The sequence below is a fragment of the Leptotrichia hongkongensis genome (assembly GCF_007990635.1).
Lineage (GTDB): Bacteria > Fusobacteriota > Fusobacteriia > Fusobacteriales > Leptotrichiaceae > Leptotrichia > Leptotrichia hongkongensis.
In genome coordinates, this window is sequence record NZ_AP019846.1 from 738,753 (window position 1) to 761,526 (window position 22,774).

The window sequence follows — 22,774 nt, forward strand, 5'->3', positions numbered from 1 at the left end:
TCAGTAAATAAAAAAGAAAGGAAGATAAAAAATGAAAAAAATAGAAAGAATTACGTTAATTGTATTAGACAGTGTTGGAGCAGGAGAATTGCCTGATGCAAATTTATTTGATGACTGCGGGTCAAATACCTTAGGAAATATGGCTAAAGCTTATGGGGGAATGAGCTTGCCTAATATGGGGAAATTGGGGCTTGGAAATATTACTGAGATTGAAGGGACTCCAGCTGTGGAAAAGGCTGAAGGGGCTTATGGAAGAGCGATTGAAGTATCACATGGAAAAGATTCTACAACTGGACACTGGGAAATTGCTGGTGTACCGCTAGAACGTCCATTTCCAAATTATAAAGATGGATTTTCAGATGAAGTTATAAAGGAATTTGAAGAAAAAACTGGAAGAAAAGTTATGTTAAATAAGCCACTTTCAGGAACTGTCGCAATTGACCAATATGGGGAAGAGCAAATTAGAACAGGAAATTGGATAGTTTACGGTTCAGCAGATCCTGTATTCCAGATTGCTGCAAATGAAGAAATTATACCATTGGAAGAACTTTACAAAGCGTGTGAAATTGCACTTGAAATTTGTAATGAGAAATCACCTGTGGCAAGGGTAATTGCAAGACCTTATGTTGGTAAAAAAGTAGGAGAATTTAAGAGAACTGCGAACAGACACGACTTCTCTATTGACCCTCCAAAAGAAAGCATGCTTGAAAGATTGGAAAAAGCTGGACTTGATGTAGTTGGAATTGGTAAGACAAGCGACCTGTTCAATGGAAAAGGAATTACCGATAACAGAAAAGCTAATCAGGATAATCTAGATGGAATTAAGAAAACGATAGCTGCATTGAAGGAAGATACAAAAGGATTGATTTTCACTAACTTAGTTGATTTTGATGCTGTTTACGGACATAGAAGAAATGTTGAAGGATATGTAAAGGCTCTAATCGAATTTGATAACTGGCTTCCTGAAATTGAAAAGAACTTGAAAGATGATGAAATTCTGATTATCACAGCCGATCATGGAAACGATCCTACATACAAAGGAACAGATCATACGAGAGAATATATACCTATAATGATTTATGGTAAAAATGTTAAGAAGAATGTAAATATTGGAACTAGAAAAACTTTTGCTGATATTGCGGCAACTGTTGAGGAAATTTTGCTGGGGACAGAGAAAGAGGGAAGTTTTGCAAAAGAAATTTTGGAAGACTAAAAAATAGATAAATATGGGTTAATTGAGGTTGAAAATTAGATGAAGAGAGAGAGTTATGCTGAAAACACCTTTTGGAAATATACGAATGTTTATGGATAAAAAAGAAGTTGAGTTTAATTTTTCTAAAATTCAAAATTCTAAATCTTTTTTGAAAACCGAAACATATTCATTGAAGTATGAATTTAAAAAGGAAAAAGTAGATAAAATAAACAAACATTTTTTAAAATGTATTTTAGAAACAGATTTTGGATGTGAAAGTTACGTTGAGAATGGAGAGAGATTGGAAGCAATTTCTTTTGAAATTAATAATGGGAAATTGACGATAGGGACAACTTCTGGATTGTCTATGGCAGAATATGATGGGAATAATAATGATTTTGATATTGAGTATTTGGAAAATGGAATTGAAATTGTAATTTTTGAAAAAACAAGGAATCAAATTTTTAGTTTTGGAGTTTCTTTTCTAGAAAATGTAAATGTAGAAAATGAAGTTCAAACATGGCTTGCAGTTGATTATGCGATAAATTTAAAAGAAAGGGTAAATAAATGCCAAAATTAATAATAAACAACCTAAATATAAAAGAAAAAAATGCTGATAAAAATGGAACAACTGGTTACAGAGTAAAAATAGATGGTGGAAATCCAATAGAATTTAGAAAAAAATATTTGGAAGTTCAGGTTCCAAAAGGAGAACATGAAGTTACAATATTTAGGACTGGACTTAAAAAGGTTGTGAAGAAAATTAAGGTAGTGGGGAAAGATGCAAAGGTTTCTGTAAGGATAGATGTTAGTTTGCCGATAATGATTGTAATACTTCAATTAATAATAAATAATTTTATTTTACAAAAACCATCTATTTTGAGAACAATTATTAGTGTTATCTTTTTAATTCTATTCGTGTATTTGATGTTTATGAGAGAAGTAATAAAAGTCGATGTTGAGGAGTAGAGTTTTGATAGAGGGTGATGATTGATGAAATATGGAAAAAAATCGGAGAAAAAAGTGGAAGAGGAAAGATGGCTAAATTGGGCGATTGAATTGCAAAGTCTGGCTCAGGCGGGACTTGCGTATGGAAAGGATAAGTTTGATATCGAGCGATTTAAGAGAATTAGAGAGATTTCAGCAGAGATGGTAGCTCACAAGACTGATATTTCGGTAGAAAAAGTAAAAAATCTGTTTTGTAATGAAGTTGGATATCAGACACCTAAAATTGATACTAGAGCTGCAATTTTTGAAAATAATAAGATTTTACTAATTCAGGAGAGTAATGGGAAATGGGCATTGCCAGGCGGATGGGCAGATGTACATCTTTCAGTTAAGGAAAACGTATTAAAGGAAGTTAAGGAGGAAGCTGGAATTGAAGCAAGTGCAGAAATGATTGTAGCTTTATTGGATGTAACAAAAAATCAAGGAAAAGCAATGCCTTATGGCATAACAAAAATTTTTGTGTTATGTAAATATGTTAGCGGAAAATTTGAGAAAAATATAGAAACGATTGACAGCCGATATTTTGGGATTGATGAATTGCCAGAGCTTGCAACTAATAAAACTACTGCTAAGCATATACAGATGTGTTTTAAAGCTAATGAAAATAGAGATAATTGGAAAGTGATTTTTGATTAAGTTGTAAACAATAGATATTAAATTGTAGGAGGGGAAAATGGATAAAAAATATATTTTAGAAAAGTTGTCAAAAATAGACAAGAATAAATACAGTATATCTGAATTAGGCTTATTTGGAAGTTATGCTAAAAATGTAGAAAATGAAAATAGCGATATAGATGTATTGGTAAAAATGGAATTTAAAAAAGGAATGTATCAAAATTTTTGTAATTTACAAAAAGAATTGGAAGAAATATTTCATAAAAAAGTAGATTTGATAGAAAAAAGTGTATTTGATTATAAATTTAAAACAAAAAATGTTAGAGAATATAAAGAAAAAATAAGAGAAGAGATTCTAGAAAGTGTAATATATGTATAAGAAAAATAGAAATATTATTCAATTTGCTTATGATATAGAAGAATGTATAAATGAAGTAATAGAAGAAGTAAATGGGATAGAATATGTTGAATTTGCTGCTGATAAAAAATTGATTGGTTATGTTGAACGGCAACTTGAAAAAATAGGAGAAGCGATAACTCAAATACAAAAGTTAGATAAAAATATTTTGTTACAAAGTTATAATGAAATTAGCTATTGGGAAAATATAAAGGGAATGAGAAATAGATTGATTCATGAGTATTGGGGAACAAGTATTGAAATGGTTTATGAAGTTTCTTTATATGAATTGGAAGAGTTGTTAGAATATATAAAACAAGTAAGAAACAATGTAATCAATACTAAATAAAAAACATAAAAAAGACTAATTCTAAAACGTAATAAGTTCTAAAATAGTCTTTTTTTATATATCACACTTTTTTACTTTTAAAATATTTTGTAAAAATTATAATTAATGAGAACCTTTTTTATTATAATCTTTTTGTTTTTCTTTATATTTTCTGACTTGTCTTTCTAGTCTGTCAGCTAAGTCATCAATTGCTGCATACAAATCTTTGTTTTCAGCTTCTATTTTTATTTTTGTACCGCTTGCATAAACTAATCCGTCAGCTTTATGAATTGGCCCTTCAGATTTTGTGTCTTCGACTGTCAGAACAACATCGACTTCTGTGATAGCTTCCGAATACTTAGAAATTCTGCTTATTTTTTCTTCAGTATAAGTTTTAATTGCATCTGTAATTTTAAGTTGTTTTCCGCTAATAATGATTTTCATAAATCATCACATCCTTTCATCTATGTCAATAATATTGTACCTTGAAAAAACTAAATGTCAATAGATAAAATAAAATAATTAAAATTATTTGTTGAAATCTTAAAAAGAATGTTATAAAATTTTATTAATCTAAAAGTTAAAAAATATAAGGTGAAAAAATGGAAAAAAATAGTAGTATACACAATATGAAACAATTTTTTGAACAGTATACAGTTTCGCTTGCAAAAAATTTACTTGGAAAATTAGTACTCGTAAAAAAGAATAATGAATTACTGGGGGGATACATTGTAGAAACGGAAGCTTATTTGGGAGTAGTGGATAGGGCTTGTCACGGATTTGAGGGAAAATTGACTCCAAAGGTTGAGGCCTTGTTTGGGAAAGCGGGAACAGTTTATATTTATACTATGCACACACACAAAATGCTCAATATTGTCAGCTGTGAAGAAGGAAATCCTCAGGCAGTATTAATTAGGGGAATTGAGCCTGTGATAAATATTGAAAGAATGATTGAAAATAGAGGAAAAGAGGGAATTTTAATTAGCAATGGGCCTGGGAAATTGACAAAGGCGATGGGAATCGGAGATGTGTTCAACAAAAGTAAGATTTGTGAAATTACAAAAGAATTTCATAAAGTATCAAAAAAATCAATTTATGATATTGAAAATATGGAAGAAAATATACTTTATATTGATTTTGAGAACAGTAAAATAGCTAAAAATATTAGTATTTCGGCAAGAATAGGTATTCCAAATAAAGGAATCTGGACAGAAAAGGAATTACGATATTTTGTGGCAGGGAATAAATATGTTTCAAGAATGAAAAAATCTGAGTTTAAAGATGAGTGCTGGAAATAATTTTTTAGGTATTGAAAAAATAGTAAAATTTTGTTATACTTTTATTAAGTGGAAGATTTTACGAAAAATATCAAAATTTTAAGTGAAGTATTTATTATTGTTTGTAAAGTTAAATTTGTTGTGGAGGAAAGATGAAAAAAAATTTTTTTGTCAGAAGAGCAATCAAGATATTTTTTACAGGACAAATTGTAAAATTGTCTGCTTTGTTATGTATAAAATGTAAAAAAATTAAATATATAAATTTGTGTCAGAAATCTAGGTGAAGTTTGTTTACTTAGATTTTTTTATTTTTTAATGTAAAAGGAAACAGTTATTATCCCCTTTTATTTCACAATACTAGTTATTTTAATTTCTTCAAATTATAATATTTTTAGATATAGACGAAAGTGCTACACACTAATCCCAGCTTGTCTAAGTATTTTTTGAAAACAAAATTGAAATTCGCTTCGCTTAGATAATAATTTTTATTTATTATAATAACTGTGATGATTAAAACTAAACCTCGTTTAAATATTAAAAATTTTTCGTAAAGGATAAAAACCTAGTATTTTTAAAGAATTGATAAACTAACGGAGATTTTATTTATTCAACTACGACTGTTTGATGACTGATAAGGAGGAGTTTCGGAGTTGGGCAAATAAAAGTAGGAGTCTAGCCATAGGTATTGCGTAGCAATCTTGCCATAATTTTAATTATTAGAATAAACCTTTACTGCAAGATAAGGATTTGCGGCAATGAGCAATCCTGCGAAAAATAAAGAAAAAACATAATAAAAATAGAAAAGACTGTTATTAAACAAAATAATCTAATACTAAATCCTGTTAGAAAATAAAAACTATGTTAAGAACAAGAAGTTTAAATCCCTTGCTTAAATATATTTAATTCAAAATTTATTAAATATTTGCTATTTAAATGGGAAATAGTATTAAATTAGTTAATATAAATAAAAAAATATAGCAGAAAGAAGGAGAGAAAAAATGAATTATAGAATCTTTGTGGAAAAAAAAGAAGATTTTAGAGTGGAAGCACAGAATTTGTTTAGTGACTTGAAGGAGAACATCGGGATAGATGGACTTGTTAATGTAAGAGTCTTGAATATTTATGATGTATTTAACTTGGGTGAAAATGATTTGGAAAAATTGGAAAAAACTGTATTTTCGGAAATAAATGTTGACAATGTTTTTAGGTCATTTGACGAAGTGTTTAAGGAAAAAGATTCAGAAAATGTGTATTTTTCAGTGGAGTTTTTGCCGGGTCAATATGATCAGAGAGCAGATTCTGCAATTCAATGTATAAATTTATTGATTGATGAAGATAATAATATTAACGTAAAAAGCGGGAAATTAATAATTTTATACGGAAAAATTTCTCCTGATGAACTTGCAAGAATAAAAAAATATTATATAAATGAGGTTGAGGCGAGGGAAAAAGATTTAAATGTTCTAAGTGAAAATGTTGAAACTGAAAATACGGATGATGTTATTGTTTATGAAGGGTTTACTGAAAAAACAAAAGAGGAAATTGAAAGTCTTAAAAATGAATTGGAACTGGCGATGACTGTGAACGACTTGTTGTTTATTCAGGAATATTTTAAAAATGAGGAAAAAAGAAATCCTACGGAAACTGAGATTCGTGTTCTTGATACTTACTGGAGCGATCATTGCAGACACACGACTTTTGAAACAATTATTGATGATATAAAAATTGAAAATGAAACTTATAAAAATATTATTGAAAAGGCTATTAATGAGTATTTGGAAAGCAGGGAGTACGTTCATGCTGACAGAATTTCTAAAAAACCTATGACTCTTATGGATCTTGCTACAATTTTTGGAAAAGAGCAGAGAAAAAATGGGAACTTGCCAGATTTGGAAGTTTCGGATGAGATAAATGCGTGTTCGATTTATATTGATGTACCAGTTGAAAGAATTGATGAAAATGGGAAAAAGAATACAGTTACTGAAAAATGGATTTTGCAGTTTAAAAATGAAACTCATAACCATCCAACAGAAATTGAGCCGTTTGGAGGAGCTTCTACTTGTATTGGTGGAGCAATCCGTGATCCATTATCTGGAAGAACTTATGTTTATCAGGCTGTGAGAATTAGCGGTTCTGCTGATCCGACTGAAAAAATTGAGGATACAATGGCTGGGAAATTGCCGCAAAAGGTTATTACGCAAGTAGCTGCACACGGATTTTCTTCTTACGGAAATCAGATTGGACTTGCGACAACTCATGTGAATGAAATTTACGATGAAGGATATAAGGCTAAAAGGATGGAACTGGGGCTAGTTGTGGGAGCGGCACCTGCTGAAAATATTATTCGTGAAAAGCCTGAAAATGGGGATATTGTAATTTTACTTGGTGGAAGAACTGGAAGAGATGGAATTGGAGGAGCGACTGGATCATCTAAGGAGCATACGACGGAATCTTCAGAAAAATCAAGCGCTGAAGTGCAAAAAGGAAATGCAATTGTTGAAAGAAAAATTCAAAGACTTTTCAGAAACAGAAATGTTACAAAATTAATTAAGAAATGTAATGATTTTGGAGCTGGAGGAGTCTCAGTTGCGATTGGAGAGCTTGCTGACGGGCTTGAAATTGACTTGAATAAAGTAAGAGTGAAATATATTGGGCTAAATGGTACGGAACTTGCTATTTCAGAGTCGCAGGAAAGAATGGCTGTTGTTATTGAAAAACAAAACTTGGATAAATTTATAGAATTTGCAAACGAAGAAAATCTGGAAGCGTATCAAGTAGCTGAAATTAATGATTCTAACAGGCTTGTTATGAAGTATAATGGAAAGGCGATTGTTGATATTTCAAGAGATTTCCTAAATACGAATGGAGCTGCTTCAAATATCAATATTACAATTGAAAATACGCCAAAATTAAACTTGAACAGAAAAATTGAAGGAAATGACTTTAGAAACAAATTTGTAAATAACTTGAAAGATTTGAATGTAGCTTCACAAAGAGGATTAGTTGAAACTTTTGACGCAACAATCGGGGCAACTACTGTATTAATGCCGTTTGGTGGGAAATATCAGTTGACACCTGCGGAAGTTTCGGTACAGAAAGTGTCAGTAATTAATGCGGAAACTGATGTTGCCTCAATGGTTGGGTATGGATATAATCCTTATGTTGCAAAACAAAGTACATTCCATGGGGGTGCTTACGCTGTGATTGAGTCAATGGCAAAAGTTGTTGCTGGCGGAGGAAACTATAAAAACATCAGATTTACATTTCAGGAATATTTTGAAAGACTGGGACAGGATTCTAAAAAATGGGGTAAACCATTATCAGCATTATTAGGAGCATTGCACATTCAAAAAGCCTTTGGATTGCCGTCAATTGGTGGAAAGGACTCAATGAGCGGAACATTTAACGAAATTTCTGTACCGCCAACATTGGTATCATTCGCAGTAAGCGTTACAGATGCCGAAAATGTAATTTCTAGCGAATTTAAAAAGGCTGGAAACAATGTGTACTTGATTACAACGCCAAATGATGAAAATGACTTGCCAAAACTTGATGAATTAAAGGCAAACTTTGATTTTATAACTGAAAATATAAGAAATAAAAAAATTGTATCTGCTATGGCTGTGAAAAATGGTGGAATTGCAGAAAGTATTGCAAAAATAGCATTTGGAAATAAACTGGGTGTGGATGTTTTGGCACAAATTGATGAAAATGACTGGTTTAAAGTAAATTACGGAGCATTTATTGTGGAAACTGCTGAAAATATTGAGCATAAAAATGCGATGTTGCTCGGAAAAGTTACTGACGAAGCCAAAATTAGTATAAATGGAATAACTTTTGAATTAGATGAGTTAATCGGAAATTGGGAAAGCAAACTTGAAAAAATCTTCCCAACGAAAAAAGAAGTGGCAAAAGAGCATGAAATTGCACATTGTGAAGGCTTAAAATATGAAAAACTTGCTAAGATTGAGCATGAAAATATAATTAGTAATATCTCAAACACTTATGCAAAACCTAGAGTGTTTATACCAGTATTTCCAGGAACAAATTCAGAATATGATTTAGAAAGAGCATTTAACCGTGAAGGAGGAATTTCTAAAATAGGAGTGTTTAACAACTTATCTCACAGAAATATTTTAGATTCAATTGACAATTTTGTTAAGGAAATTAATAATTCGCAGATTTTAATGTTGCCAGGCGGATTTAGTGCAGGAGATGAGCCAGATGGTTCTGCTAAATTCATGGTTGCTGTTCTAAAAAATAAAAAAGTCAAAGAAGCTGTGGAAAATTTACTAAAAAGAGATGGGTTAATCTTAGGAATTTGTAACGGTTTCCAAGCACTTATAAAATCAGGATTGCTTCCTTACGGGGAAATTCGTGAATTGAAAGAAACTTCGCCAACTTTGACCTTTAATGCAATTGATAAACATATGTCAAAAATCGTGCAGACAAAAATTATTACAAATAACTCTCCGTGGCTTTCTGATATGGAAGAGGGAGATATTCATTCTATCCCAATTTCTCACGGTGAAGGAAGAATAATTATTACGGAGGAAGAATACAAAAAATTATTCAAAAACAATCAAATTGCAACAAAATATGTAGGTTTAGATGGAAATTCAACAATGGATTCTCAATTTAATCCAAATGGTTCATATTATGCAATCGAAGGAATGCTTGCTCATAATGGTAGAATCTTTGGGAAAATGGGACATTCTGAAAGAAAAGGAAAGAATGTTTATAAAAATATTTATGGGAATAAGGAGCAGAATATCTTTAGAAATGGAATAAAATTTTTTAAATAATTAATATCTTTTTTCTTATAAATAATAAATTTTTAATCGAGAGGAATTTTTATAAAATTATGAATAAAAAACCATTATTCTTAGTAATTATAACTTTTCTGTTCATTATAAGCTGTCATTCAAATCAGGAAGATGGAATAACAATAGAAAAAATATTACATTTTCCAGAAAAAACTGAAAATAAGAAGACAAACTATTATGATAAAGAATACTTAAAGGAACTAGATATAAGAAACAAGAAAGGTGAGTATAGCCTGATTTTATCAGGTTATGCTTATTCACCAGATAAAGATGCCTATTATAATGTTTACAGGTCAAGCTTCCTAGATGAAAAAGGTAATTTTATAAAAGGAACACCTAAGAATATTGAGGATTTTCTTGTATATGAAAAAGTAATGGATGTTGGATTAGAAACTTTTTATAAAGAGATTGATAATCTTGAAAAAGTAGAAAAAAAAGAGCCTAAATTAGCAGAACTTGATAAGTATGTACAGGATTGGATAAATGTTCTAAGAGAAGAAAGGACAAAAATAAAAGAAATTAGAAGTTATTATGAAACTGGAGAATATAAAAAAGATGATTATTCAAAAGGCAAAGTTTTGAATGATGAATATTTAAAAATTTTATATAAAAGAAAACAAATATTTAGAACATTTAATAAGAAAGTGAAAGAAGAAGACTACGAAGAAGAAAAAACAATAATATCAAATTCCATATCTGATGATAATTTATACATGAATTTAAGAAAATTAAATTTATTAATGGGAATTTTTGATGACAGATTATATGACTGGAATGAGATTTCTATTGGAAAAAATGAGAAATTTAATGTTGATATAAAGAATCAGAAGAGATATAGGGCAGAATTAGAGTTAATTTTAACGGAAGTAGAAAAACAATTGAAAAAAACAAAAGAATTAACAACGGATTCTAAAATACATTCAATGCATTTAAAAAAAGATATGTATATAAAAATACTTGAGCAAGGGGATAAGGGTGTGGAATTATCTAAAAAAATATTGGATAAAATAGATAATAAAAATTATGATAATTTGAATGCACTTGCAGTTGACAATGTTGTAAATACGCTTGAAATGTATATAAATATACGGCAAAATCTAATAGTAAAATAATAAACTTAGAAGGAGGAATTATAATGAAAGTAGCAATATTTTTTGGAAGTCAGTCGGATACTGAAAAAATGAGAGGTGCGGCAAATTGCCTGAAGGAATTTGGGATTGGGTACGAGGCTTATGTCCTGTCGGCTCACAGGGTTCCTGAAAAATTGGAGGAAGTTCTTGCGGATGTTGAAAAGAGAGGGGCTGAAGTGATTATCGCTGGAGCTGGGCTTGCGGCACATTTACCAGGAGTTATTGCTTCAAAGACAATTCTTCCTGTTGTAGGCGTACCTTTAAATGGAGCGATTGGAGGGCTTGATGCACTTTATTCAATTGTACAGATGCCAAAGTCTATTCCTGTGGCAACAGTTGGAATTGATAATTCGTATAATGCAGGAATGCTGGCTGTTCAGATTTTGTCGGTAAAATATCCTGAAATTAAGGAAAAACTGATTAATTTCAGAAAAGAGATGAAGGCTAAGTTTATTAAGGAAAATGAAGAAAAGGTAGAATTTTAAAAAAGATACTTATGAATAATAAAATTTATGAACTTTATAAAAAAGAAATATTTTTGACTCAGGAAGAGTTAAATGAATTTAAAAAGAAATATATAAACGAAGAGAACAAGGTTTGCGGAAAAGATACTTTGAAAGGAAATTTGAGAGATAACATAAGTTACAGTAATATAGAAAAAGATAAAAATTACTATTACTACTTCTTTAAAATAAGTGAAGAGAAATATACTGCTATAAAAGTTAATAAAAAATTTCCTGAAGAAATTGAAAAAAATAGTGAAGATGATAAAATTCGTAAAGAAAATTTAAAAATAGTCGGAGAGGCTATAGTATATTATTATAGTGAAATTGTAAAATATTTTCAAATAAAAATAGCTTCATTAGATTTTGAAAAGCTGTATGGAGATTATTCTGAAGAAGGATTAAAGAAAATAGAAAAAATAATACAGGAAATTACATTGTTTTATGCAAAAATGTATTACAGATATCCTATCCGTGAAGTAAGAAGCGCTTCAACAGAACTGCATGAAGTTATGGAAGAATATAATATTGATGAGCAGTTTACTGAACTGGAGAAAATAATTTCCCTTATTAGAGATGTAACATATTATCAGTTAGAAAGAAAACGGGAAAAAGAAAAAGAGAAAGAAGATAAAAGAAGTGAGAATTGGAATAAAATTTTTGCAGCTATTGGGATAGCTTTGGCAGTTATTGAAATAGTTCAAGGTTTTTTGATAAAATAAAAAATATAAATGGAGGAAATAAAAAATGGAAAAAAGAGAACAAATTTATGAAGGAAAAGCAAAATCAATTTTTTCAACAGATAAAGCGGATGAAATAATTATGTATTTTAAGGATGATGCAACAGCTTTTAATGGAGTGAAAAAGGATCAATTGGAAGATAAGGGGATTTTGAATAATAAAATTTCTACTTTAATTTATGAATATTTGATAAAAAATGGTGTGAAAACTCACTGGATTGAAACTTTGAACGAAAGGGAACAATTATGTAAAAAAGTTGAAATTGTGCCTTTGGAAGTGATTATTAGAAATAGGGCGACTGGAAGTTTTGTGAAAAGATATGGAGCGGAAGAAGGGAAAATTTTTAAAAGACCTACATTTGAACTGTCGTATAAAAATGATGATTTAGGAGATCCGCTATTAAATGATGATCATGCTTTGGCTTTGGAATTGGTAACTGAAGATGAATTGGCTGAGATTAAGGAGCAAACTTTTTTGATAAATGACTTGCTTTCAAAATTATTTGATAAAATGAACTTGATTTTAGTGGATTATAAAATTGAGTTTGGAAGAGATAAGGATGAGAATATTTTGCTAGCTGATGAAATAAGTCCAGATTCAATGAGATTATGGGATAAGGACACGCTTAAAAAATTGGATAAGGATAGATTTAGACAGGATTTAGGAGATGTAATGGGAGCATATCGTGAAGTTTTACGTCGTTTGGAAGAAGTGCTGAAATAAATTTTTTAGGAATTTTAAAGTATGCTCAAACCTATTTAAAATTAAACTACTAAAAATTATATAGATTTAGGGTTTGAGTAAAATAGTCATAGCCTTTTGAGTTTAGTTTTAAAGCAGTATTACTATATATATTAGCAAGAAAGTTTCGAATGCTTGTTATCAGATAAATGGGAGATAATTTTTTTATAGTAAAAATATCAATAAAATTATAAATTTAGAATAGTTTATAATAAAAATGGAGGAAAATTACAAATGTTTAAAAGTTTGAATGAGGAATGTGGAGTTTTTGGAGTTTATGGACATCCTGATGCGGCAAGACTTACTTATTACGGGCTTCATAGTCTTCAGCATAGAGGGCAGGAAGCGGCAGGAATTGTAGTAAGTGACGGAAAACGTGTAAATGGACATCGTGGGCCTGGATTAGTGTCAGAAGTATTTAATGATGACAGAATATTTAATCGTCTGGAAGGGAATAGTGCCATAGGGCATGTGCGATATGCAACTTCTGGGAGTAGTAGTGAACGTAATATTCAGCCATTTTTATTTCAATTTTTTGATGGAAGCATTGCTTTGGCACACAATGGAAATTTGATTAATGCAAGGACGTTAAAAAGAGAGCTAGAAGAACACGGTGCAATTTTTCATTCTTCATCTGATACAGAAGTATTGGTTCACTTGATAAGAAGAAGCAAGGAAAAAGATTTTCTGAGCCAGTTAAAAGATGCATTGCGTCAAGTAAAAGGTGGCTTTTCTTTCGTAATTCAAACTCAGACAGAATTGTATGGGGCAATAGATCCATTTGAATTTCGTCCTTTAATTCTAGGACAAACAAAAAATGGAGCTTATATTTTGGCAAGTGAAACATGTGCATTGGAAATTGTGGGAGCAGAATTTATTAGAAATATAAGATCTGGAGAAGTTGCTATCATTGATGAAAGTGGATATAGAATAGAAAAATATACTGAAAACACTTCAACTGCCATTGCGGCAATGGAATATGTGTATTTTGCTCGTCCTGATTCGGATATTTCTGGAGTAAATGTTCATAAGTCACGTAAAAGATGTGGAAGAAGATTGGCTCAGGAAGCTCCAGTCGAACATGCAGATATTATAATTGGAGTTCCAAATTCGTCATTGTCGGCAGCAAGCGGATATGCAGAAGAAATTGGAAAGCCTTATGAAATGGGATTAATTAAAAATCAATATGTAGCACGTACTTTTATTCAGCCAACTCAGGAGTTACGTGAACAAGGTGTCAGAATGAAATTGTCCGCTGTAAAAAGCGTTGTAAAAGATAAAGTTGTAGTTATGATAGATGACTCAATAGTCCGTGGGACAACTTCAAGCCGTATAGTTCAGCTGTTAAAAGAAGCGGGAGCAAAGGAAGTGCATGTCCGTATTGCATCTCCAGAATTTAAATTTCCTATTTTTTATGGAATAGATGTTTCAAAATCATCTGAATTAATTTCGGCAAATAAAACTGTTGAGGAAGTAAGAGAATATATAGGAGCAGATTCGCTTGCATTTCTTAGCATAGATGGGCTGATTGAGTCAATAGGGCTTGATTTTGACGCACCTTATACAGGGCTTTGCATGGAATGTTTTAATGGAGATTATCCAGCTGGCTTGGGTGATTATGAAGAAGAATTTTATGCTTCGTTGACACCAATTCAAAAAAAGGCTTTAGAGGAATTAAAGAAATAAGGTGAAAAAATGTATATTGTAAATTTGAATTATATAAAGGAAGTAAGTGAAGTTGAAAAATATTTAGAAGAACACATAAAATTTTTGGAAAAATATTATGAAATAGGAAAATTCATTTGTTCAGGAAGAAAAAATCCTAGAACGGGCGGTGTAATTTTATTAAATGCAGAAAGTTTATCAGAAGTAGAAAAGATAATTTTAGAAGATCCATTTAATATAAATGAAATTGCAGAATATGAAATTACGGAATTTTTTCCTACGAAATATACTCGAACCCATTTAAAATTGAACTGATAGAAATTATATAATTTAGGGTTTGAGTAAAATAGTCATAATTTTTGAGTTTTGTTTTAAACTAGTTTTACTATATAACAAAAATTTTAAAATATTTGTAGAATAAAAGATATAATAGGAGGAAAAAATGTCAATTTCTTATAAAGATTCGGGAGTAGATAAAGAAGAAGGGTATAAAAGTGTAGAAAAAATAAAAAATGGTGCCAAAAGCACATATAATACCAATGTTATGAATGATTTGGGAAGTTTCGGAGCTTTATACAAACTTGGAGATTATAAAAAGCCTGTGCTGGTTTCTGGAACTGATGGAGTTGGGACAAAATTAAAAGTTGCATTTGAAACAGGGATTTACAACACAGTAGGAATAGACTGCGTAGCAATGTGTATAAATGATATTTTATGTCATGGAGCGAAAACGTTATTTTTCCTAGATTACTTAGCTTGCGGGAAATTAGATTCAAATGTGTCGGCTGAAATTGTAAGCGGAGTTGTGGAAGGATGTTTGCAGTCAGAAGCTGCCTTAATTGGTGGAGAAACGGCTGAAATGCCGGGATTCTATACTCCAGGAGAATATGATATTGCAGGATTTGCAGTAGGGGCGGTAGAAGAGGACCAAATTGTGAATGGTTCAGATGTTAAGGAAAACGATGTTTTAATTGCAATTCCATCAAGTGGAGCACACAGTAACGGTTTTTCATTAATCAGAAAATTATTTACTGATTTTACTGAAGTCTATAATGGAAAAACAATTGGAGAGCATTTATTGACTCCAACAAAGATTTATGTAAAACCAGTTCAGGCTGTAATGAAGGAAGTAAAAATCAACGGAATGGCTCACATTACTGGTGGAGGACTAATCGAAAATGTTCCAAGAACAATACCTGATGGACTTTGTGCAAATATACAAAAATCAAAAATTCAAATTCACGAATTATTTAAACACGATGCATTTTCAAGAGTAAATGAAGAGGAAATGTGGGGAACATTTAATATGGGTATAGGATTTGTATTGATTGTGGACGCAAAAGATAAAGAAAAAGTGATTGAAATTTTAGAAAAAAATGGTGAAAATGCTTATGAAATTGGACATATTGGAAAAGGTGATGAAAAAATATGTCTAAAATAATTGAAAATTCAAAAAATGATACAGAAAATAAAAAAACGAGGATAGCAGTATTTATATCAGGTTCAGGCTCCAATTTACAGTCAATAATCGACAATATTGAAAACGGCAACTTAAACTGTGAAATTTCCTACGTAATTGCCGACAGGGAATGCTTTGGACTGGAAAGAGCTGAAAAACATGGAATAAAAAGCATAATGCTTGATAAAAAGTTATTTGGAAAAAATTTATCAGATGAAATAAACGCTATTTTGGAAAACGATACAGAAAGAACAGATTACATCGTACTTGCAGGCTATCTTTCAATCTTATCAGAAAATTTCATAAACAAATGGAATCGTAAAATTATAAATATTCATCCGTCACTTCTCCCAAAATACGGTGGAAAAGGAATGTACGGAATAAGAGTCCACGAAGCTGTAATCGCAAACAAGGAAAAAGAAAGCGGCTGCACCATCCATTTTGTAGACAATGGAATAGACACAGGAGAAATTATAACAAATGTGAAAGTGCCTGTTTATGAGAATGATACACCTGAAATTTTGCAAAAGAGAGTGCTGGAAAAAGAGCATATTCTGCTAATAGAGGGGATTAAAAAGTTATTAGGACAATAATTTTAAAAGTAAAGGAATGATTTAAATATGGATACAGATTATACTATTTTAGTTATATTAACATATATCATGATAATTATTGGAGGAGTAGCTGGAATAGGATTAATAGTAGCTTTTTTTAGAAAATTAGGAAAAATTGAAAGTAAAGATAAATTAGAAGAAGAAAAATTAGATGATTGATTTTAGAAAGATTTGGAGGTAAACTATAATATGGAAGAAATATTAGTAATTGTTGCTATGATTGCAGGAGGACTAACTGGATTCTTGATGGTGAAGTTTATTCAGAAAAAATTGAAAGATAAAAAAGAAAAATAATTAACTAAAGGAGGAGAAATGAAAAAAATAATATTATCGTTATTCTTAATACTAGGAATTTTATCTTTTTCAAAAGAAAAAAAAGTTTATATGCCGAAAGTGGTTATAACTATAATGGATGATAATTTCAAAAATCCTATTGCAAGAACTGTAGAGCAAAGCGGGGTGTTAACAAAAGCTCTATCATTAGGAGATATGGTTACTTTTAGATATAAAAGTGATGAGAAAAAATTTGCAGAAAAGTTGATAGAAGAAATTTGGAGAATGAATAAATCTCTTCCAAATAAATTAACTTTTTTGATAGAACAAAATGAAGAAAATACTATGGTTCAGATTTTACAACTGTTAAAAAAATATAGATATAGAGGTAATGTTGAAGTAATTGAATTATCATATCAAAAGAATGCTAAAATTTTGGAACAGACAAGTAAAAATGGCTGGGAATACAATCAATATTCTGATTTGAAAGATATGGCAGGAGAAGTGGAAATTGGAGGCGTAAAATACAATAAAAATGAATATGTCGCAACACTTTTTATGCAAAAATATGATAATGTAAAAAGGTAAATTTTTTAATAAGTGTAATAAAAAATAGAGAGTTTTTTGAATAATATTTTCAAATTTCTCTCTATTTTTATTTATCCTGATTTTTCAAATTCAAAAAATTTTATAAATTATCTTGAATAAACTTTTGTAAATTTAGCAATTTTTTCAGCTAATTCATCAGTTAATACACCATCTTTTAATCTCCATTGCCAGTTTCCGCTAGCAACTCCAGGAGTATTGATTCTAGCTTCGCTTCCTAATCCTAAGAAATCTTGAATTGGAGCGATTGCCATGTTTGCAACAGAACTCCACGCACCTCTTATTGCATCCCAGTGGATGTTATCGTCAGTTTGTGAGTTTAAATAATCTCTTGCAAATTGTTTATCTTTTTCTTTTGCTTTTGTAAACCATCCGATTAATGTGTCATTATCGTGAGTTCCAGTATAAACTACACAGTTTTTTGTATAAGTATGAGGCAAGTAGTCATTTTCTTCTTCTGAATCAAATGCAAAACCTAAGATTTTCATTCCAGGAAATCCAGTTGCTTCTCTCAAATCAATAACACCTTGTGTCATTAATCCCAAGTCTTCGGCAATAATTGGTAATTGTCCCAATTCTTCCTTTATTTTATTAAATAAGTCAATTCCAGGTCCTTTTACCCATTGACCATTTATTGCAGTATCATCTCCATAAGGAACTGCCCAATATGCTTCAAATCCTCTGAAGTGGTCAATTCTTATGATGTCGCAAGTAGAAAGGTTAGCTCTAACTCTGTCTACCCACCATTTATAGTTTAACTCTTTTAATTTGTCCCAGTCGTATAGAGGATTTCCCCAAAGCTGTCCTGTAGCACTGAAATAATCAGGCGGAACACCAGCTACTTTAACGGGTTTCAGTTCAGGATCGAAAAGGAAAATTTCTGGATTTGCCCATGCGTCAGAACTGTCTACCGCAACGAAGATTGGTATGTCTCCAATTATTTTAATTCCATTATCGTTAGCATATTTTTTTACATTATTCCATTGATCGAAGAACAGGCATTGAATAAAGTTATTGTATTCAACTTCATCAGCTAATTCCTCTCTGTATCTATTAATAGCGGCTTCTTCTCTAACTTTAATATCGTGCGGCCATTCAGTCCAAGGAAGTCCATTAAAGTGGTTTTTTAAAGAAATAAACAAGCTGTAATCATTTAACCAATCACTGTTTTCAGCTTTAAAAGTCTCTAATTTTCTTTTTAAATCATCATTTCCATTAGCTTTAAAATTTTCAAATGCTTTTCTTAATAAAGGATATTTTTGATTATAAATAGCACCATAATCAACATATTCCTTATTGTCACCAAAATTAATATCTTTCAAATCTTCCTCTGATAATAAATTTTGCTCAATTAATAAGTCAAAATCAATCAGATATGGATTTCCAGCGAATGTTGAAAAACATTGATAAGGTGAATCACCGTATCCAGTTGGTCCTAATGGGAAAATTTGCCATAATTTTTGATTTGCTTTTTTTAAGAAATCCACAAATTTATATGCTTCCTTTCCTAAACTTCCAATTCCATATTTTCCAGGAAGTGAAGTAGGATGTAACAAAATACCAGAACTTCTCTCAAACATTTCTATATCCTCCTTAAAATTTATTAATAAAATTAATTTTCATTTCTCATACTAAATATACTATATTTTATGCCAAAAGTCAACATATACGTAAATGTAAAATTATTAAGGAATTAAAATTGATTTCAACTGATTATATTTAAAAGATTACAGATATATCTTATAAAAAAATTAATGAAATTTGATAGTGAATGTGATATAATACAGACAGTTATTGATAAAAATCGTAATAATATATTAAAATATATTTAAAATCTATAAAAAACATAAAATTTATATAATTCTAAGACTCATAAAAAGAAGAAGAGAAGAATTGAAGGGAGAATTGAAAATGTCAAAATACGTTTTTGGAATTGATTTGGGAACGACTTATTCCTGTATAGCCCGTGTAGATGACACAGCAAGGGCTGAAGTAATTAAAAATAATGATGGAGATAATATAACACCGTCTGTAGTTGAATTTGATGGAGATAATGTGATTGTCGGATCAGATGCAAAATCTGAGGCAGTTTTGAATCCTGAAAATACCGTAATGCTTGTAAAAACACTTATGGGAAAGACAGATTTTGCAATTAATTATAACGGGGAAGACAAGACTCCTGAAGAAATATCAGCATTTATTTTAAGAAAATTGACACAAGATGCTTCAGAACAGCTTGGTGTCGAAGTTAAGGATGTTGTAATAACTTGTCCAGCCTACTTTGGAACAGCAGAACGTACAGCAACTAAAAATGCAGGAAAAATCGCAGGGCTTAACGTACTGGAAATCATAAGTGAGCCAACAGCAGCGGCACTATACTATGGATGTGCAAAGGAGCAGGATGAAAAGACAATTCTAGTTTATGATTTAGGAGGCGGAACTTTTGATGTTACGATTATGCGTATCAGTTCTGATAAAATTCAAGTTATCTGTTCAGACGGAGATCACGATTTAGGTGGAAAAAACTGGGATGAAGTATTGATAGAATATCTTTCTAACCAATTTGTGAAGAAAATAGGTTATGATATTGAATTTGACGAATATGCAAAACAGGATTTGCGATTGAAGGCAGAAAAAATAAAAAAACAACTAACTTCACGAAGCCAGGCTGGAGATTTGCTGGAAGTTATGGGGAACAGGGAAAAAGTTTCTATAACTAGAGATGAATTTGAAGAAATAACTTCTACATTGCTAAATGAAACTTTGAAAAAAACGAAAGAAGTAATTGATGTAGCTAAAAGAAAAGGATATGAAAAAATAGATGAAATACTTCTTGTGGGGGGCTCTACAAGAATGCCGCAGATAAAAAGGGCATTGACAGAAAACTTTGGAGGAATAGAAATAAAAATCCTTGAGCCAGATGAAGCTGTTGCAAAAGGAGCGGCAATTCACGCTGTAAATGTTTATGTAAATAATCAGAAGAGCCTTGCAGGACAGGACTTTGAATCCGATACGGAAGTAAAGGTAATGGTTAATGGAGATGAAAAGGAATTAAAAGCAAAGGACTATAAGGAAGATTTGACATTCTCCCCTGAAATGATGGGAATAGGTGGAAATACAAGAGAAATTGTTATTGCAACAACAAAGAGCTTTGCAGTAAAAGTTGAAAATAAAGATGGAGTTAAGAGCTGTTTTAATATGATTGTAAAAAATGAGCCTATGCCAAGTGGAATTTTAGAAGTTTCTGGGAATTTTACGACGCTTAATGATAATCAGGAGACAGTCGATATAGAAATTTATGAAAATGATTATATGGATAAATATTTTGAGGTAGATGAGGACTTAAAAATAGGTAATGCAATATTGGAATTGCCTGAAAACCTTCCAGCAGGCTCTTTAGTAGAAATAACTCTTAAACTTAATAAAGAAGGAATTTTGGAAATAAGAGGAAAAGATAAGACTGGAAACAAAGAAGTAAATGTAAAATTAGAAACAAAAAGCGTAATATCTAAGGAAAAATTAGAAAAATTGACAAATAAATCACAAGGAATTGCAGTACTTTAAAAATATAAGAATAATTTTAGTTAAAAAAAATTTTGATGTAAAGGAGGAAAAGTAGTCAAAAATGGCAGAAGATAGTCGAATAATAAACAATTGGTATATAATACTTGGGCTTGAATATTATCCAGTTCCTGAAAAAGACGAAAAGAAAATAGAAGCAAGAATAGAAGAAAAAAAAAGATACTGGCTATCAAAGGAAAGTGACCCTTTTGATGGTAAAAAATACAGAAAATACAGTAATCTCGCAAAAACTGGGATTATAAGGCAAGAAATGCTGAATGAAGCTAGAAGAGAAGAACTGATAAAAGATGCCCAGAAAAAACTATTCGATCCGATAGATAATTTTCTGAAATACATAAAAAATACAGAGATTAAAGAAGAAATTGTAAAAGAAATTGCCAAAAGAACACAACGACAGGAAAGTCTAGTAATAGAGAGAATAAAAATCAGTGGAAGAAAAATTTTACCTAGTGAATATAACCAAAAATTGTACAAAAATTTTTATGAAAATATTAATAAAAATCAAGATGAATTTTTTGAATTTTTGGTATTTGAAAAATATCTCGAAATTTTAAGTAAAACGAATTTGTACGAATTTTTAGCTTCTGAAGGGCTGGATATAAATACATTGACTCAAAAACAAATTGATGAAAAAAGGAAAAATCTGATAAAGTTTGATAACGAAACTTCTGCCAAGAAAAAATTATACAGTGCATGTGAAATAATATTAAAAAGTGAAGACAAATTAAATAAATATGATGAGTATTTAAAATATCTCCAGTACTTAAAAGTATTAAAAATACTTGATAGAGCAGAACAAATTTACAATTTGACAGATGATAAAATTCCATCTGAAGAATTTATTAACGAAATACAGAAAATTGTGGAAGATAAGGAAGAAGCAAAAAGTATTTTTATAGGATTTTGCAAGGAGAAAAAGATACCGTATACTGTCTATAAAAAATCAAGTGGAATGAAAGAATATAAGCAAAATAATAATTCAGGACTGAAAACAGAAAAAGAAGATAGGTATGCTGAAAAATCAGAAAATCTGTGTATAGAAGCATTAAGAGCGATAAAGGCATCTAGATTTGAAGAAGCTCAAAAATACTTAAATGATGCAAAGTTATACTGGCCTGAAAACGATTCGATTGAAGTTCTTGAGGAAAAGTTGCAGGAAACAAGGCAGGTATGGATTGAAAATAAGAAAACAGAAAAAGAATCATTGAAAAAGCGAAAAGTAGTGCATCCAATTAAGAAAAAAAAATCAAATAGACAAAGTCGGAATATAATTATTTTTATAATTATTGCAATAATGTTTTGTGTAATAATTTATTTGATTATGTTAAATACGGAAACATCGCAAAGTACGGCAGTGGATGATGGAAATATAGTTTTGGACGGAAAAACGGAGAAAACAATCTCACTTGACAAAAATATGAGTTTTTATGTTACTGATAATAATTTATACTACAACACTAAAAAAGATGAATACTTGGAAAAGGCGGGGATAAAGGGAAGCAGTAGTTTAGGAGATTATGACTTTTTAGTTATTGAAAAGTTTCCTAAAAAAAGATATGACATTCTCTTGAAAAAAGGAGTTAAGGACAGGATATTCAAATTTAAATGCAATGCTAAAATAAAAGCGGCGGGAACAACTTTATTTGTTGAGAATCCTGAAGATATAATGATTTACAAGGATAAGAAGCAGATGGAAGAAGATAAGCAGCTTAAAAGTAATGGAGGATGCTTTACAAAATTTAGAAGTGATATTGAAAGTAAAAATTAGTAAATAAAATAAGATTTAAATTAAAATGTTTTATATATATATAAAAGGT

22 protein-coding genes are annotated in these 22,774 nt (G+C 30.5%); 20 read left to right on the forward strand and 2 right to left on the reverse strand.

Translation table 11 applies throughout. The annotated features are described in order from the left end of the window. The first annotated feature begins 31 nt into the window (after positions 1-31). From FVE75_RS03530 to FVE75_RS03555, 6 genes are read left to right on the forward strand one after another with little or no spacing between them, the layout of a single operon-like run. A complete protein-coding gene (locus FVE75_RS03530; RefSeq protein ID WP_147005241.1) occupies positions 32-1,213 on the forward strand; it encodes a phosphopentomutase in 1,182 nt (393 codons plus the stop codon). 55 nt (positions 1,214-1,268) lie between these two features. Then, a complete protein-coding gene (locus tag FVE75_RS03535) occupies positions 1,269-1,772 on the forward strand; it encodes a hypothetical protein (RefSeq protein WP_232052610.1) in 504 nt (167 codons plus the stop codon). Continuing rightward, on the forward strand, positions 1,760-2,161 hold the full coding sequence (locus FVE75_RS03540) for a hypothetical protein (RefSeq protein ID WP_147005242.1): 402 nt from the start codon (positions 1,760-1,762) through the stop codon (positions 2,159-2,161). The genes FVE75_RS03535 and FVE75_RS03540 overlap by 13 nt, the downstream gene beginning before the upstream one ends. A 24-nt stretch (positions 2,162-2,185) precedes the next feature. After that, the gene (locus FVE75_RS03545; protein WP_147005243.1) at positions 2,186-2,836 is read left to right on the forward strand and encodes an NUDIX hydrolase; all 651 of its coding nucleotides are present in this window, start codon (positions 2,186-2,188) and stop codon (positions 2,834-2,836) included. A gap of 37 nt (positions 2,837-2,873) precedes the next feature. Continuing rightward, a complete protein-coding gene (locus tag FVE75_RS03550; protein ID WP_021769041.1) occupies positions 2,874-3,194 on the forward strand; it encodes a nucleotidyltransferase family protein in 321 nt (106 codons plus the stop codon). After that, positions 3,187-3,561 (forward strand): HepT-like ribonuclease domain-containing protein, encoded by a 375-nt coding sequence (locus FVE75_RS03555; RefSeq protein WP_147005244.1) that lies wholly within the window; start codon positions 3,187-3,189, stop codon positions 3,559-3,561. The genes FVE75_RS03550 and FVE75_RS03555 overlap by 8 nt, the downstream gene beginning before the upstream one ends. 102 nt (positions 3,562-3,663) lie before the next feature. Here the strand turns inward: FVE75_RS03555 and hpf are convergent, their stop codons facing one another. Then, a complete protein-coding gene (gene hpf / locus FVE75_RS03560; RefSeq protein ID WP_147005245.1) occupies positions 3,664-3,984 on the reverse strand; it encodes a ribosome hibernation-promoting factor, HPF/YfiA family in 321 nt (106 codons plus the stop codon). 158 nt (positions 3,985-4,142) lie between these two features. Here hpf and FVE75_RS03565 point away from each other — a divergent pair, with 158 nt between their 5' ends. From FVE75_RS03565 to FVE75_RS03615, 12 genes are all read left to right on the forward strand, one after another. Further along, positions 4,143-4,838: a DNA-3-methyladenine glycosylase gene (locus FVE75_RS03565; protein WP_232052611.1), complete on the forward strand. Its 696-nt coding sequence runs from the start codon at positions 4,143-4,145 to the stop codon at positions 4,836-4,838. Positions 4,839-5,815: 977 nt separating this feature from the next. Then, on the forward strand, positions 5,816-9,622 hold the full coding sequence (locus tag FVE75_RS03570; RefSeq protein ID WP_147005246.1) for a phosphoribosylformylglycinamidine synthase: 3,807 nt from the start codon (positions 5,816-5,818) through the stop codon (positions 9,620-9,622). A gap of 59 nt (positions 9,623-9,681) precedes the next feature. Beyond that, positions 9,682-10,755, forward strand: coding sequence for a DUF3829 domain-containing protein (locus tag FVE75_RS03575; protein WP_147005247.1), 1,074 nt, complete (start codon positions 9,682-9,684; stop codon positions 10,753-10,755). 23 nt (positions 10,756-10,778) lie between these two features. Continuing rightward, positions 10,779-11,258: a 5-(carboxyamino)imidazole ribonucleotide mutase gene (purE, locus tag FVE75_RS03580; RefSeq protein WP_147005248.1), complete on the forward strand. Its 480-nt coding sequence runs from the start codon at positions 10,779-10,781 to the stop codon at positions 11,256-11,258. Between the two features lie 11 nt (positions 11,259-11,269). Then, positions 11,270-11,998, forward strand: coding sequence for a hypothetical protein (locus tag FVE75_RS03585; protein ID WP_147005249.1), 729 nt, complete (start codon positions 11,270-11,272; stop codon positions 11,996-11,998). 25 nt (positions 11,999-12,023) lie between these two features. Next, the gene (gene purC / locus FVE75_RS03590) at positions 12,024-12,740 is read left to right on the forward strand and encodes a phosphoribosylaminoimidazolesuccinocarboxamide synthase (protein WP_147005250.1); all 717 of its coding nucleotides are present in this window, start codon (positions 12,024-12,026) and stop codon (positions 12,738-12,740) included. Between the two features lie 252 nt (positions 12,741-12,992). Continuing rightward, the gene (gene purF / locus FVE75_RS03595; protein WP_147005251.1) at positions 12,993-14,444 is read left to right on the forward strand and encodes an amidophosphoribosyltransferase; all 1,452 of its coding nucleotides are present in this window, start codon (positions 12,993-12,995) and stop codon (positions 14,442-14,444) included. Positions 14,445-14,453: 9 nt separating this feature from the next. Next, on the forward strand, positions 14,454-14,738 hold the full coding sequence (locus tag FVE75_RS03600) for a YciI family protein (protein WP_147005252.1): 285 nt from the start codon (positions 14,454-14,456) through the stop codon (positions 14,736-14,738). Positions 14,739-14,865: 127 nt separating this feature from the next. Continuing rightward, a complete protein-coding gene (purM, locus tag FVE75_RS03605) occupies positions 14,866-15,864 on the forward strand; it encodes a phosphoribosylformylglycinamidine cyclo-ligase (protein WP_147005253.1) in 999 nt (332 codons plus the stop codon). After that, complete coding sequence (gene purN / locus FVE75_RS03610; protein ID WP_147005254.1) at positions 15,852-16,475, forward strand: phosphoribosylglycinamide formyltransferase; 624 nt, start codon at positions 15,852-15,854, stop codon at positions 16,473-16,475. The genes purM and purN overlap by 13 nt, the downstream gene beginning before the upstream one ends. Positions 16,476-16,502: 27 nt before the next feature. Next, positions 16,503-16,655 carry a hypothetical protein gene (locus tag FVE75_RS10900; protein ID WP_006803660.1) on the forward strand — a complete coding sequence of 51 codons (153 nt, stop codon included), beginning with the start codon at positions 16,503-16,505 and terminating at the stop codon, positions 16,653-16,655. A 153-nt stretch (positions 16,656-16,808) separates the two neighbouring features. After that, a complete protein-coding gene (locus FVE75_RS03615; RefSeq protein ID WP_147005255.1) occupies positions 16,809-17,357 on the forward strand; it encodes a hypothetical protein in 549 nt (182 codons plus the stop codon). 107 nt (positions 17,358-17,464) lie between these two features. On the opposite strand, the gene malQ is transcribed toward FVE75_RS03615, so the two are convergent. Beyond that, positions 17,465-18,961: a 4-alpha-glucanotransferase gene (gene malQ / locus FVE75_RS03620; protein ID WP_269472171.1), complete on the reverse strand. Its 1,497-nt coding sequence runs from the start codon at positions 18,959-18,961 to the stop codon at positions 17,465-17,467. Between the two features lie 325 nt (positions 18,962-19,286). On the opposite strand from malQ, the gene FVE75_RS03625 reads away from it, so the two are divergent. Next, positions 19,287-20,939: an Hsp70 family protein gene (locus FVE75_RS03625; RefSeq protein WP_147005257.1), complete on the forward strand. Its 1,653-nt coding sequence runs from the start codon at positions 19,287-19,289 to the stop codon at positions 20,937-20,939. Positions 20,940-21,000: 61 nt separating this feature from the next. Beyond that, positions 21,001-22,725, forward strand: a complete 1,725-nt coding sequence (locus FVE75_RS03630) for a hypothetical protein (protein ID WP_147005258.1) — start codon at positions 21,001-21,003, stop codon at positions 22,723-22,725. Positions 22,726-22,774 lie beyond the last annotated feature (49 nt).